Annotated in this window: 12 protein-coding genes; 10 read left to right on the forward strand and 2 right to left on the reverse strand. The window is 62.8% G+C overall.

The genetic code is table 11. The annotated features are described in order from the left end of the window. The first annotated feature begins 121 nt into the window (after positions 1-121). The 3 genes from LD110_RS16105 to LD110_RS16115 all read left to right on the forward strand — a co-directional run bounded on the left by LD110_RS16105 (position 122) and on the right by LD110_RS16115 (position 3,260). A complete protein-coding gene (locus tag LD110_RS16105; RefSeq protein WP_225499835.1) occupies positions 122-1,579 on the forward strand; it encodes a M23 family metallopeptidase in 1,458 nt (485 codons plus the stop codon). A 61-nt stretch (positions 1,580-1,640) separates the two neighbouring features. Next, positions 1,641-2,126, forward strand: a complete 486-nt coding sequence (locus tag LD110_RS16110) for a glutathione peroxidase (protein ID WP_308012448.1) — start codon at positions 1,641-1,643, stop codon at positions 2,124-2,126. Positions 2,127-2,321: 195 nt separating this feature from the next. Then, on the forward strand, positions 2,322-3,260 hold the full coding sequence (locus LD110_RS16115) for a phosphodiesterase (RefSeq protein ID WP_225499836.1): 939 nt from the start codon (positions 2,322-2,324) through the stop codon (positions 3,258-3,260). A gap of 8 nt (positions 3,261-3,268) precedes the next feature. Here the strand turns inward: LD110_RS16115 and LD110_RS16120 are convergent, their stop codons facing one another. Together LD110_RS16120 and LD110_RS16125 are read right to left on the reverse strand one after the other, a co-directional pair. Beyond that, positions 3,269-4,840 (reverse strand): stealth family protein, encoded by a 1,572-nt coding sequence (locus tag LD110_RS16120; protein WP_225499837.1) that lies wholly within the window; start codon positions 4,838-4,840, stop codon positions 3,269-3,271. Positions 4,841-4,913: 73 nt separating this feature from the next. Next, positions 4,914-5,825 carry a hypothetical protein gene (locus LD110_RS16125; protein WP_225499838.1) on the reverse strand — a complete coding sequence of 304 codons (912 nt, stop codon included), beginning with the start codon at positions 5,823-5,825 and terminating at the stop codon, positions 4,914-4,916. 136 nt (positions 5,826-5,961) lie between these two features. Here LD110_RS16125 and LD110_RS16130 point away from each other — a divergent pair, with 136 nt between their 5' ends. The 7 genes from LD110_RS16130 to glgP all read left to right on the forward strand — a co-directional run. Further along, positions 5,962-6,261, forward strand: a complete 300-nt coding sequence (locus LD110_RS16130; protein WP_225499839.1) for a type II toxin-antitoxin system VapB family antitoxin — start codon at positions 5,962-5,964, stop codon at positions 6,259-6,261. 74 nt (positions 6,262-6,335) lie between these two features. Then, the gene (locus tag LD110_RS16135) at positions 6,336-7,004 is read left to right on the forward strand and encodes a LytR C-terminal domain-containing protein (RefSeq protein WP_225499840.1); all 669 of its coding nucleotides are present in this window, start codon (positions 6,336-6,338) and stop codon (positions 7,002-7,004) included. 84 nt (positions 7,005-7,088) lie between these two features. After that, positions 7,089-8,096 carry a LacI family DNA-binding transcriptional regulator gene (locus LD110_RS16140; RefSeq protein ID WP_225499871.1) on the forward strand — a complete coding sequence of 336 codons (1,008 nt, stop codon included), beginning with the start codon at positions 7,089-7,091 and terminating at the stop codon, positions 8,094-8,096. A gap of 377 nt (positions 8,097-8,473) precedes the next feature. Further along, positions 8,474-9,475, forward strand: coding sequence for an MFS transporter (locus tag LD110_RS23715; RefSeq protein ID WP_308012449.1), 1,002 nt, complete (start codon positions 8,474-8,476; stop codon positions 9,473-9,475). Then, on the forward strand, positions 9,382-9,885 hold the full coding sequence (locus tag LD110_RS23720; RefSeq protein ID WP_308012450.1) for an MFS transporter: 504 nt from the start codon (positions 9,382-9,384) through the stop codon (positions 9,883-9,885). Before LD110_RS23715 ends, LD110_RS23720 begins: the two co-directional genes overlap by 94 nt. 809 nt (positions 9,886-10,694) lie before the next feature. Continuing rightward, positions 10,695-10,871, forward strand: coding sequence for a hypothetical protein (locus tag LD110_RS16150; RefSeq protein WP_225499841.1), 177 nt, complete (start codon positions 10,695-10,697; stop codon positions 10,869-10,871). A gap of 279 nt (positions 10,872-11,150) precedes the next feature. After that, positions 11,151-12,802, forward strand: a 1,652-nt coding sequence (glgP, locus tag LD110_RS16155) for an alpha-glucan family phosphorylase (protein WP_225499842.1), incomplete at its 3' end; no start/stop codon positions are given.

Raw genomic sequence — 12,802 nt, forward strand, 5'->3', positions numbered from 1 at the left:
AGCAAACTAACAGCCCCCTGTTCGAGCCGCGCTGTTTCCTTTTGGCTGGACTTGCCGCCACAATTGATGAAGCTTGCCGGACTGCGGTTTTCCGGCAATGGCTTCATCGGGGAGTTCGGCAGTGGGAAAACACCAGGAGACGGGCCTTTATGACCGCCTAGGGCGGTCTGGATGGTTCGGCCGGGCAGCAACGGCGGTTCTGATCTCCGGAGCTGCGCTGTTGAGCTATGGCTTCCAGTCGTGGACCGTGCTGCCCGCTGGCGCCGATGGGTCCGATGCCAGTGGTGTTGTTGCTCCGGTGCTGCTGGAAACCGGAAGTCCCGGTGCCGCTCCGGCCGTGACCTCTTCCGTCATTCCATCCGCTGCGGCAACTCCCGTAACAGTCGTCCGCGCCGACCCTGCGGCCATCGTGTCCTTCGAGCGATCGCCCGTCCAGACCATCGCGAAGGACGGAACCCACCGTTTGACGGTGGCTTCAGCGGACCTAAAGCGTCCTTCAGCTGGCTTTCTCAGTGCTCCACTGGAGGTCCTAAGCCCGAGTTCGCCGTATGGACTTCGCGTGGACCCCTTCACTGGTGTCGCCGGGGAGTTCCACTGGGGTCAGGATTTCGCCGCGGCTTGCGGAACCCGTGTTTACGCAGCCGACGCCGGCGTGGTGCGGGCCGTTGGTTGGCACCCCTGGGGCGGTGGGAACCGGGTGGAGATCGACCACGGCAACGGGCTGATCACCACGTACAACCACCTGCAGGGCATCGGGGTGACCACGGGCCAGTCGGTTCGGGTGGGCGAGGTGATTGCCCGCGTTGGCACAACGGGCTCCTCCACCGGCTGCCACCTCCACTTCGAGACCATCGTCAACGGTCTCCACACGAACCCCATGAACTGGACGCTCCTGCCCATCCGACAAGTTGATTCGCTGGACGACATCCCGATGGTCAGCTACGCGCCCGGAAGCAACACACCATCACCGACGACGCCCGTCTGGGCCGTTCCGGTTGTGGACCCCTCGTCACCGAGCGTAGGTGGCGGCGAACTTGAGCGGCCGGCTCCTACGCCGACACCAGCAGCGACGCCGACTGGCTCGCCAACCGGGACGCCCAGCGGCTCCGCGACTGGGACACCTACTCCAACAGCGACGCCGACTGGCTCGCCGACCGGGACGCCCAGCGGCTCCGCGACTGGTTCGCCTACTCCAACAGCGACGCCGACTGGCTCGCCAACGGGGACGCCCAGCGGCTCCGCGACTGGTTCGCCTACTCCAACAGCGACGCCGACTGCCACGCCAACGGGGACGCCCAGCGGCTCTGCGACCGTCACACCAACGCCGACCGCCACGCCAACGCCGCCGACCACGGCTCCAACACCTGCTGCCACACCGACGTCGGCAGTGACCACCGCGCCGTCCGCGCCCAGTCCCGCTCCAACGGCAACGTCCGGAGCCCTCACGCCGTCGAGCCCCGCGACAGCGCCGCCGGCTCCTCTGCCGGCACCAGTGGTGCCGTCCGCAACGACGTCAGCGTCGCCGTCGGGCTCCGTAGAGCAGACCACGGCCACAGCGACGGCCAGCAACACCAAGTAGCCCAAGTAGAATTGTTGGCTGTTGTCCGCCCGCCCTACGTTCCGAGGACCCAACCCACACCATGACTTCACCTCTCTACGGCATCCCGCTGACCATGAACGACGGCACTGAAGCGGAATTCGGGCAGTTCGAGGGGAAAGCGGTAATGGTGGTCAACGTCGCTTCCAAATGCGGCCACACCAAGCAATATGCCGGACTCGAGGAGCTTTACGGCCGCTACCGGGCGAGGGGCTTCGAGATCCTAGGAGTGCCCTGCAACCAGTTCGGCGGCCAGGAGCCCGGCGAGGACGCCGACATCGCAGAATTCTGCTCAACCACGTACGGCGTCACTTTCCCGCTCGCTGCCAAGTCCAAGGTGGTGGGCAAGGAGCAGCACCCCCTTTACGCGGCGCTGACCGCCGCGGGTGAGGATGCTCCGCAACGCGTGAAATGGAACTTCGAGAAATTCCTTGTGAGGCGGGACGGCAGCGTGCTGGCCAGGTTCCCGTCCGCCGTCGGGCCTGACGACGCTGAGCTTATTGAGGCAGTTGAGGACGCCATCAGCTGAGGCGCCAGAGGCAAGTGAGTACTGGATGGGACACGCCGAATTAACGAATGAATACCCAGTATATGTACTCGAATTTCCCGAATTTTGAAACATTCCGGTCAATGTTTGCCCCGTGTTTGCCTTTTGTCTGGTTTCATAAATGTAACTGGGGATTGAACGGGAGGCGCCGTCTCCCACAGATGAAATAAGGCTGTAATGCAGATCATTGAGGCCGAGTACCCTCGGCCGAGACACGTCGTACTGCACATCAGTGACCCCCACTTGCTGGGTGGACCGGAGGCCCTCTATGGGGCTGTGGACAGTGAAGGCCAGCTCATCCAGCTGTTTGAAGAAGTCCTCTCCTCCGGTGTGCGTCCTGCCGCGGTGGTTTTCACCGGCGATCTCGCCGATCAAGGCGAGCCCGAGGCCTACGCAAAGCTCCGTGCGATCGTGGACCCCGCCTGCGCGTTGATGGGTGCCCGCGTCGTATGGGCAATGGGCAACCATGACAACCGCGCCAACTTCCGGACAGGCCTTCTGGACCAGCCCGGAACGAATGAACCCGTGGACCACAGCTACTCTGTGGACGGGCTGCGCATCATCACGCTGGACACCACCGTGCCCGGCTTCCACCACGGCGAAATCAGCAAGGAACAGCTGGAATGGCTCGCCGAGGAACTCGCCACCCCGGCGCCCGACGGCACCATCCTGGCCCTGCACCACCCGCCCATTCCCAGCGTCCTGGACCTGGCGGTGCTGGTGGAGCTTCGTGGACAGGGTGCGTTGGCGGACGTTGTTCGTGGCACCGATGTACGCACCATCCTGGGTGGACACCTGCATTACTCCACCACCGCCACGTTCGCCGGAATCCCGGTATCCGTGGCCTCGGCGAGCTGCTACACCCAGGACCTGAATGTCGCCCAAGGCGGTACTCGCGGCCGGGACGGTGCCCAGGCATTCAACCTAGTCCACGTCTACGCGGATACAGTGGTGCATTCGGTGGTGCCTATTGGGGCTTCACCCACGGTTGGCGAGTACGTCAGCCCGGAGGAAACCCAGGAGCGGCTTGCCGCCGCCGGCATCCGGATTCCCGAAGACTCCGGCCGGACATCGCACCGCCGCAACACGCCGGCGCCGGTCCTCACCGGCAGCTAGGAGGGTACTTACTTTTCCCAGGGTGCCTTGACGGGGAAGTACTTTTCCAGGAAATCCGTGACCAGCTCCAGTCGTTCCGCGGCTGACACCTCGGGGAAGCTGCCGTCGTTCAGGCAGAAGAAGTCCACGTTGCGCTTGGCAAGCAGCGTCGGCAGGTAGTGCAGGCCGGACCACAGGGTGGTGTCGATGTATTTCACCTTGGCGTTTGTCTGCGTCGCGGACCTGCCCGTCAACAGGGCGTAGTAGTGGTACAACGAATTGGTCACGGAGATGTTGTCCGCAGCGCGGAAGGTGCTGGCCGCCGTGCGCGCAAATTCATTGGGGAATTCCTGTTCCATTTCAGCCACGACGCTCCGCCTAATGGGAGCCGCCGTGTGCTCCAGGTGGCGGGTGGTGATTCGGCCAAAGCGGTTCCACAGTAGTTTGCGGTTGACCCGGGCCGCGTTCTCGAAGCCGCTGCGCTCCGCGTCGTTCTCGCCCAGCCCGATCCGCGTGTCCGCTTCGATGAACTTGGTGATCCCGCCGGGCGTGAAGAACATGTCCGGGCCAACCGGGCGGCCGAAGAACATGTCGTCGTTGGAGTAGAGGAAATGCTCCGACAGGTCCTTGATGTGGTGGAGCTGGCATTCGACGGCCTGCGAGTTGTGCGTCGGAAGCACCCCGGGATCGCTGAAGAACTCCTCGCTGCGGATGATGGTCACCTGCGGATGCTCCGCCAGCCACGCCGGCGGATTGGAATCCGTGGCGATGAAGATGCGGCGAATCCACGGGGCGAACATGTACACCGAACGGAGGGCATACTTCAGTTCGTCAATTTGCCGGAACCGTGCCTCGTGTGCGTCTCCTTCGCCCAGGACAGTTCCGGCTTCACGTGCCCGGCGGGCGGCGATGTACGCAGGGTCGTTGCCATCCACCCAGGAGAACACAATGTCGATGTCGAAGCGGATGTCGCTTGCGTGGTCCGCGAACATGTTCTCGATGGTGGGCCAGGTGTGGCCGTGGCGCTGGACGGTGCCTCGGACGGCTTCGTGGGCAAACATGGTTCGCCGGGTGAGGGAGTTCTCCACGGGGAGTGTCACTTGGTTGCCCTCGAAGCTCCACAGTTCCAACTGCACACCCAGGGATGCGCCGTAGGCAAGGCCGCCCTCCGGCTCCAGACGTGGACGGTACAGGCGGAAGATGCGGGCCTTGCGATTGTGTGAGAGTTCGCCATCCGCCACTAAGACTGAGGACTTCTTCTTGGAATCCACCGTCATGGAATAGAACGGCTCATTCCAGCAGGCTTCAACGAGTGCGTCCCGGAGCTCCTTGCGGTCTTTCCAGTCAACCGCGATCACGGGTCGGTGATCGTTGCCGCGCACCAGGATGAAGTCGATCTCCGCTTCGCTCAGGACTGAGCGAACGAACAACAAGTCCTCCACCATCGCCTGCTGGGGTGTGCGCTCCCTGTTGAGCAGCGCATATCGCCCTTTGTGACGGACGACGTCGTCGCGCGTCTTAAGCCGCGCGACGGCGGCAGCCGACGATGCCTCTGCAATGGCGCCGTCGTCGTCGGACGCGGGACCACCGTGGTAAACCATGCTCTGGACTTGTTGCTGAGTGATGGCTGTCCTCCCTGGTGCTGTAGAGATGGATGGAATGATGGGCGGGCTGTCAGCCCGAATGGGCTGTACGCCAGTTGCGAAGGAAGGCGCCGCCGGCATCGTCGTGGATTACATCCTCGCCCAGCCCCAGATCGGCGGCAGTGAGGACTTCGTAGGGCTTTACTGGAATGCCGTCGGCTGGACGGACATCCACGTGCTGGACGGAGTGGTCGTTGTGATGCAGCCAGTCTGCCATGGCGTAGTCCGTCCGCGAATCACCCACGGTGACCCAGGCCTGTGGCGTAATCCCCTGGGCGGCAAGAAGTTCGACGGCGCGGCTGGCACCCAGGTCCTTGCCGAGCCGAACGGACTCGATGTCCGTTGAAATGATGGTGGGGTCAAGGCGGTAGTCGGCCGTGTCATCGGACGCGGGGGAGTGGTGGTCCAACCTCGCGCCGGACAGCCCATGCCGTCCCATCAAATCCAATGCCTCGGCGTCGAAGAGCTTCTGCTCCGCGAGGTAGTCCTCGCTCTGAACGTCGAGGTGCTGCTCCACGGACACCATGGCCCGTTTAGTCTCGTCGAAGAACATATGGCTGGAGTAGTCCTCTGCCACCATGCGGCGGACATCGTCACCGTAAGCCTTGGGAACAGCCAGCTCATGGTCGACATGCACAGGCCCCGGACCCGCGGACGTGTAGCTGAACCAGACCGCACCCTTCTCGCAGATGGCGTGGATGACGGTTCCCGGAGGCATGCCTGCAGCGATCATCGGACCCATGACCTGTTCCCGGATGAACGAATCAGAGCGGCCGGTATTAAAGACCACAGGGATGCCTGCCGTGGCCAGGGCTACAAGGTCGGCGATGATCTCCGGCTTCACATCACGCGTGACCGGGCTGGCCACCGGTCCATCTACGTCAAGGAGCAAAGCCAAGGGAGGAGTCGCGACTTTCGCGGCCGCAGGCGTGGTAGCAGTCATAGCACTATTGTGTCAGTTGCCATGCGGACTGACGGAGAGCCGATACGGTCCGACACATGATTACCGTTTGGCTACAACCGCCTTGTGCCGCGGGTCACAAGTTCACATGGACTGGCAAATTTCCTAGGCTGGCAGGGTGATCTTCAAAGCTGTGGGCGAGGGACGCCCGTACCCCGACCATGGTTACAACACGCCCAAGGACTGGGCGTCATTGCCGCCTCGGCCCGTCCGGCTGGATGAACTGGTCACCACCAAACGGACTTTGGACCTGGAGGCCCTGCTTGCCGAGGACTCCACGTTTTTCGGTGACCTCTTCCCGCACGTTGTCCTCTACCACGGCACCATGTACTTGGAAGACGGGCTTCACCGGGCCGTTCGCACGGCGCTCCATCAGCGCTCAGCAATCCACGCAAGGGTGTTGGTTTTGGACGATTAGATTCCGTGCGGCCACGCCACTTGGGTTGGTAGGTGCACGTTGAACAGATAAGGGCGCAGGCGGAAGGAGCAGCGATGGCCAGGAAGCCGAAGGACGCTATGCACCTGCATGGGCACCGAGTTGTAACCGGACCGGAGCTACGCGCTACGCTGCTCGCACACACCCCATCCGACGGCCATCCCGGCCGTTTCCGCCGGCGCCTGGGCCACAGCATCGTGCTCGCCCTCCTGTTGGGGTTGATCGCGGCCGGTGTTGTGGGCGCCCTCGCCGTCATGAGCGGGCAGATCAAGGTGCCTGCCGCCGTCGAATCCCGCGAACCGGCGGCTCTCTGTCCCAAAGCGGTGTTCGACTACCTGCCCAACGACAAGGTCAGCCTCAATGTCTTTAATGCCACGTCCAAACCGGGGCTTGCAAAGTCGGTGGCGGACCAGTTTGTGGCCCGCGGCTACAAGGTAGTGGAGGTCAGCAACAAGGGCACGAGCTATCGTGGCGTGGGCGTAGTGGTCTCCGGGGCCGGCGGGCAGGCCGCTGCCTTCAATATCCAGCGGAACCTTGCTGGCACGGACTACTTCCAGGACGCGCGGACCGACGCGTCCGTGGACCTGATCCTGACTGAAGAATTCAAGGCGCTGGTACCGCCGGAACTGGTGGACCAGACTCCGGGCCCGCTCACTTGCCCACGGGAAAACAAGCGAATCTCCGACGACTCCCAGTGGCCCGTGCTGCCAACACAAGGGGGCTGAGCCGGGAACTCGCGTGGCATGCCGTCCGTATGTAACAGTGGCTGAGATCACACTCAAATTCACAGGGGAATTGCTTTGGCAACCATGGCCGATGTTGCGCGCCTTGCTGGCGTGTCCAGGAGCACGGTGTCGTACGTCCTCAGCGGTGCCCGACCGATTTCTCCCGCAACGCGGGAACGCATCCTGGCGGCCATGGCTGAGCTCGGCTACACACCCAACCTGTTGGCCCAGGGGCTCGCCGGCAAGCGGACAGGGATTGTTTCGCTGATTTTCCCCGTGGGCGAGCATGGCATGAACATCACGGAGTTCGAATATGTCCAGGGCGCCGTTGAACAGGCCCGCGCCCACGGCTATCACTTGCTGCTGTGGCCCATCGAAGTGGACGACGTGGAGGAGATCAGGCGCGTCGTGGCGCAGGGCCTCGTGGAGGGCATCATCCTGATGGAGATCCGCTCCCGGGACCCGCGGGTACCCCTCCTGGAAGAAATGGGAGTTCCCTTCACGATGATCGGACGTCCTTTGGAAACAGCAGGACGGTCCTTTGTTGACGCCGATTTTGAGGCTATTGGCGAACTCGCCGTCGCCCACCTAGCCAGCCTCGGCCACCGTAATATCGCCCTTATGACGCATTCGCAGGAATCCCTGGATACGGGCTACGGACCCATGGTCAGGTCGCGCGATGCCGTGGACGCCGCCGCGAAAAGACACGGTGTCCACGTGAGGCTTTTTCCCGCCGCGAGTACGCTGGCCGGCGGTCGCGAAGTCTTCGAGCGGATCCTGGAGGCGGCACCGGAGACCACCGGCTTGATCGCCGTCAATGAGGCGGCCACCGCTGGACTGCTGGTGGCTGCCGCTCGCCAGGGTTGGATGGTTCCGGGCGACCTGTCCGTCATCGCCATCAACACCAGCGACGGTTTCGCTGAACGCAGCGTCCCGCCACTTACGACGGCGACAGCTGAGCCGCGTTCCATGGGTCGCCTTGCCGCTGACTTCTTGGTCAGGCGCCTCCGCGGCGAAGACCCTGGTGGGTTTCAGTCCCTTGCAGGGGCAGCGCTGACAGTGCGGGACAGTACGGCCAAGGCCCGGAACTAACCTATGTAGGCCGCGAAAGCGGGAAGCGTCCGGGTCTACGCGCCCCCGCAACTCGTATGACCGCTGCACGGAACCTGCGCCGGTTCAGACAGGCCCCGGTGGGAGTCGACGAATCCATCCAACTAACTTGTCAAGCTCTTGACCGGGGCGGATCGCACCCTTAGAGTTCTGATATATGAGTCATATGTCACATTTAGAGCAGTGATACATGACGACGCCCAAATCATCTCGCGAGTCCTGCGCGGCCATATCGGCTGGCATCGAGCCAGCCGGCCTCGTCCACCGGTCGCTAAGGGCTGCGGCTATCCGTGCATCTAGCAAACGGCGCTCTTGTGCCGTCAGCGGTTTGCGCTGAAGCCAGAAGGGAACAAATCTCAATGATCCATCCGACCAGTACGACGGTCTCCGTCGACCCCTCCATATCAAAAGAGACCAGCTCCAGGTTCAAACGCCGCTTCATGGTGCGGCTTGTCGCTGTTTTCATCGGCGGGATGTTCCTCGACGGGTACATCCTCGGAATCATCGGCCCTGTCACCGGACTCATGCGGTCAGATCTCCAGCTCGACGCACTATCTCTGGGCATGATCGCTGCAGGCCCGCTGGTTGGTATCTTCGTCGGCTCCCCGCTGGCCGGCTGGGCTACTGACAAGTTCGGACGCAAGCCCATGTTCCTCGTGGACATGGCCCTGTTCTTGGTCGCCTCGGCGGCCCAGTTCTTCGTAACCTCCGGAGAGGGGGCCGTGATCCAGCTGGCCACCATCCGGTTCTTCATGGGCGTCGCGATCGGCGGCGAGTACTCAATCGGTGGGCCATTGCTATCAGAGTTCTCCCCTCCAAAGCTTCGCGGGCGGTTGCTCGGGCTGACTCTGATCGCCTGGTACGTCGGTTTCATGATGGCATTCATCATCGGCACGCTCCTGCACGACGCCGGCACCCCATGGCGCATCGTAATCGGCACGAGCACGATACTCGCATTCGTCCTGTTCCTCGCCCGCTTGGGCCTCCCCGAATCGCCGAGCTGGCTCATTACGAAGGGACGGCGTGAGGAAGCACTCGCGATCGCACGCAGATACGTCGAATCGCCCCAGATGCACAACAGCATCACCGAAGAGATCGATCTGAGGATGCTCCAGGAGGCCCAAGCCGCGGAGAGTAGGACCAAAATCAAGGGCGCCTCCTTCGGAATGCTGTTCTCGAGGCAGTACTGGCGCACCACCCTCTTCACCGCAGGTTTTGGTTCTGCGCGGTCACTCCGTACTTCGCGATCGCGACCTTCGCGGACGAGGTGCTCAACGAATTCGGCTTCGGCGGCGGCTGGGCCGGTGGAGTCGGCCTGTCCGCACTTGCGGTCACGGGCGTTGTCACCACCGTGCTTCTGATTGACAAGCTCGGCCGCCGAATCCTCACCGTCCCCGGGCAGTGGCTCTGCGCAGGCATCCTGCTGATCATCGGAGTCTGGGCGAACGCACCAGCGATCCTCGTGCTCGTCCTGTTTCTCGCCTTCTCCTACTTCAATGCCGGCTACACCACGATGACCCAGGTCTACCCGGCCGAGGTATTCCCCGGCCACCTGCGCGGCATCGGCATGGGCTTCGCCGCGGCCTTCAGCCGCATCGGAGCCGCACTCGGCACCTTCGCCCTGCCATGGGCGATCAGCAACATCGGCATGGGCCCAAGCATGGTCGTAGCCGCCGCCGTCGCATTACTCGGCGCAGTCCTCTCGCAATGGCTCGCGCCTGAGACGAAGGGGCGCACCCTCGCCGAGATCTCATCAAACTTCTCCCACTGACACCGGACTGCACGGTGACTTCGAGTCAGAGCTAAGGCCCCCGGGGCGGATCATTGTCGGTTGGCAAATTCGCCCTTGGGTGCCCGGCCTCCTCGGAGGAGGATCAGATACGTCAAGCAGGTACAGAAGCCGCGGGATCCCGTGATCAGCTAGTTCGGGATCCCGCAGGCTCATCCGCCACAGTCCGGCGACATGACGGATCGCAGAGGCCCGGTTCGATGATCTGGCATCGCCTTCGCGAGCATCGGCAACGCCGCTCACGAATCTCAGGTCCATACTTCTTCGGAATCTATCCGACCCCTACTGGCTGTGTTTAGGTCGGCAAAACCGGCAGTGTTTTCACCCGGCGTTAACACAGTGCCAGTGCTCGGCTCCTAAGACTTTCATGAGAGCAGGAACGGCTACGTGGTCACTGCCCGTTGAAGCATTTAGCCGAGGAACCGCGATCGGTACTGCGGCGGAAGTTATTACTCCGGATCGTCTACGCGACGTCTTTGGCGTGGACGCCCCACGTTGTGGCTGAGCCCGTTGATGGCCGCCCCCATGTCATACCGCTCGGGCATGTGACGTCTGTTTTGTGACGCCGGACGGTCATATGACGTCACATGTCGCTGCATGCCGTGCTCCGATCCTTATGAGTCATGGTCGCGTCATAGTCAATGTGACGTTTGACACACTCGGGCAAGCCCTCCTAATGTCGGGTATCGAACCGCGTCGACAAGGCGCGTCGATATAGAGCAATTGAGATTTCCTCCTGGCACAACCGCGGCGGATCGTCTCTAATCCGCAGGTAGCAGGAGGTAGCCACGATGCGTGGACGCAGTCGATTCCAGCCGGGAACCATGGCGGCAGCTTGGCGACATGTGAGCGAACTCGCGGCAGCACCCCTTATGCCCGCCACCTATCCCGCGGCCCTTGGACTCCTTGCTGCCCGTTCCCTTGCGCCTGGCTCCCTTGGAACTCTTTCCCTTGCCGAGGCGCCGTAGCAGGCGGACAAGTACGACTACGGCACTCACCGACAGCGCCAGCTTCGTCTCCTGCGGCGCGAGCCTCAGCAATTACGCCTTGGCGCCGGCCGCATGGCCGCGCAGCCCCTCAATGCTCCCAGCCGCTCAGCGCATTCGGAGTTCCCCAAGCTCCTGCCGTTGGCTTGGCTCGCATCCCCCAATGAATGAAAGAAACCTCTCGGAGGTAATTATGGAAAACAACAAAGTTTTGGCCGCCGTCGAATCCGCCGACGTCCCAGTGGACGGGGGCGTGGCAAAATGAAGGCTATTCGCCGGATTAGTGTCCGCACAGTCATCCCGGAATCCATCGCATCACTGGCAAAGTTGGCCAAGAACCTTCGCTGGTCGTGGCACTTGCCCACCCGTGAATTGTTCGCGTCCCTGGAGCCGGAGGCTTGGGAGGAAAGCAACCACGATCCACTGACCTTCCTGGGTTTGATCAACCGCGACAAACTGGGTGCCCTGGGCGCGGATAGCGACGTCGTTGAGCGGGTGCGTGTGGCGGCGGAGGATTTGGACAGGTATTTGTCTGAGCCGCGGTGGTATCAGGGGCTGGGTGATGATGCGCCGCGGAGTATTGCGTATTTCTCGCCGGAGTTTGGCATCACGGAGGTGTTGCCGCAGTATTCGGGTGGCCTGGGCATTCTGGCCGGTGACCATTTGAAGGCCGCGTCTGACCTGGGTGTGCCGTTGATCGGTGTGGGTTTGCTGTACCAGGCGGGGTATTTCAAGCAGTCGCTGTCCCGGGATGCGTGGCAGCAGGAAACGTACCCGGTGCTGGACCCGGACGGCCTGCCCCTGACGCTCCTGCGCGAAGCCGACGGCTCGCCGGCGATCATTTCCCTCCCACTGCCGAACCACCGAACCCTCCGCGCGCACATTTGGCGTGCGGATGTGGGGCGTGTGCCGTTGTTGTTGTTGGATTCGAATGTGCCGGCTAATGATGATGCGGCGCGGGGGATCACGGACCGGTTGTATGGCGGTGGCGGGGATCATCGTTTGCAGCAAGAGTTGTTGCTGGGCATGGGCGGGGTGAAGGCGCTGCGGGTGTTCCAGCGGCTGACGGGCACGCCGGCGCCTGAGGTGTTCCATACGAATGAGGGCCATGCCGGGTTCCTGGGGATTGAGCGGATCCAGGAGTTGATGAGTCCTGCGGCGGGGTCCGCTGAGGAGCCTTTGGGTTTTGAGGAGGCGCTGACCGCGGGCAGGGCGTCCACGGTGTTTACCACGCACACGCCGGTGCCGGCGGGTATTGACCGGTTCGAGGCGGTGCAGATCAAGCATTTCTTCGATGCGGGCCTGGCCCCTGATGTGCCGGTGGGCCGGATCCTGGAGTTGGGCCGGGAGAATTACGAGGGCGGCAACCCGGCGGTGTTCAACATGGCCGTGATGGGTCTGCGGCTGGCGCAGCGGGCCAACGGTGTGGCCAGGCTGCACGGTGAGGTTTCCCGGGAGATGTTCTCCGGTCTGTGGCCGGGCTTTGACCACAACGAAGTCCCCATCACCTCCGTGACCAACGGCGTCCACGTCCCCACCTGGATCGATCCGAAGATGAGTGCCTTGGCTTCCAAGCACTTTGGCAGCACGGACGTTGATGCCACCGGTTGGGAGAACGTCTACTCAGTGGATGACAAGGAGCTGTGGGCCCTTCGGCGCACACTTCGCAGTGCGTTGGTGGATGATGTCCGCCGTCGTTTGCGGGCGTCGTGGAAGAAGCGTGGGGCTGCGGATGCGGAGCTGGGCTGGACGGACTCGGTGCTGGACCCGGATGTGCTGACCATTGGTTTCGCCCGCCGGGTGCCCACCTACAAGCGGCTGACGCTGATGCTGCGTGATCCGGACCGGCTCAAGGCGTTGCTGCTGGATAAGAAGCACCCGATCCAGCTGGTCATCGCGGGCAAGTCGCACCC

The sequence above is a fragment of the Arthrobacter sp. M4 genome (assembly GCF_020251205.1).
In the GTDB taxonomy this organism is placed as follows: domain Bacteria; phylum Actinomycetota; class Actinomycetes; order Actinomycetales; family Micrococcaceae; genus Arthrobacter.

Bases quoted from the DNA above. Each gene is read 5' to 3' on its own strand.
- LD110_RS16115 (WP_225499836.1), top strand. From the start codon at position 2,322: ATGCAGATCATTGAGGCCGAGTACCCTCGGCCGAGACACGTCGTACTG.
- LD110_RS16110 (WP_308012448.1), top strand. From the start codon at position 1,641: ATGACTTCACCTCTCTACGGCATCCCGCTGACCATGAACGACGGCACT.
- LD110_RS23715 (WP_308012449.1), top strand. From the start codon at position 8,474: ATGATCCATCCGACCAGTACGACGGTCTCCGTCGACCCCTCCATATCA.
- LD110_RS16125 (WP_225499838.1), bottom strand. From the start codon at position 5,825: ATGACTGCTACCACGCCTGCGGCCGCGAAAGTCGCGACTCCTCCCTTG.
- LD110_RS16135 (WP_225499840.1), top strand. From the start codon at position 6,336: ATGGCCAGGAAGCCGAAGGACGCTATGCACCTGCATGGGCACCGAGTT.
- LD110_RS16120 (WP_225499837.1), bottom strand. From the start codon at position 4,840: ATGGTTTACCACGGTGGTCCCGCGTCCGACGACGACGGCGCCATTGCA.
- LD110_RS16140 (WP_225499871.1), top strand. From the start codon at position 7,089: ATGGCCGATGTTGCGCGCCTTGCTGGCGTGTCCAGGAGCACGGTGTCG.
- LD110_RS16150 (WP_225499841.1), top strand. From the start codon at position 10,695: ATGCGTGGACGCAGTCGATTCCAGCCGGGAACCATGGCGGCAGCTTGG.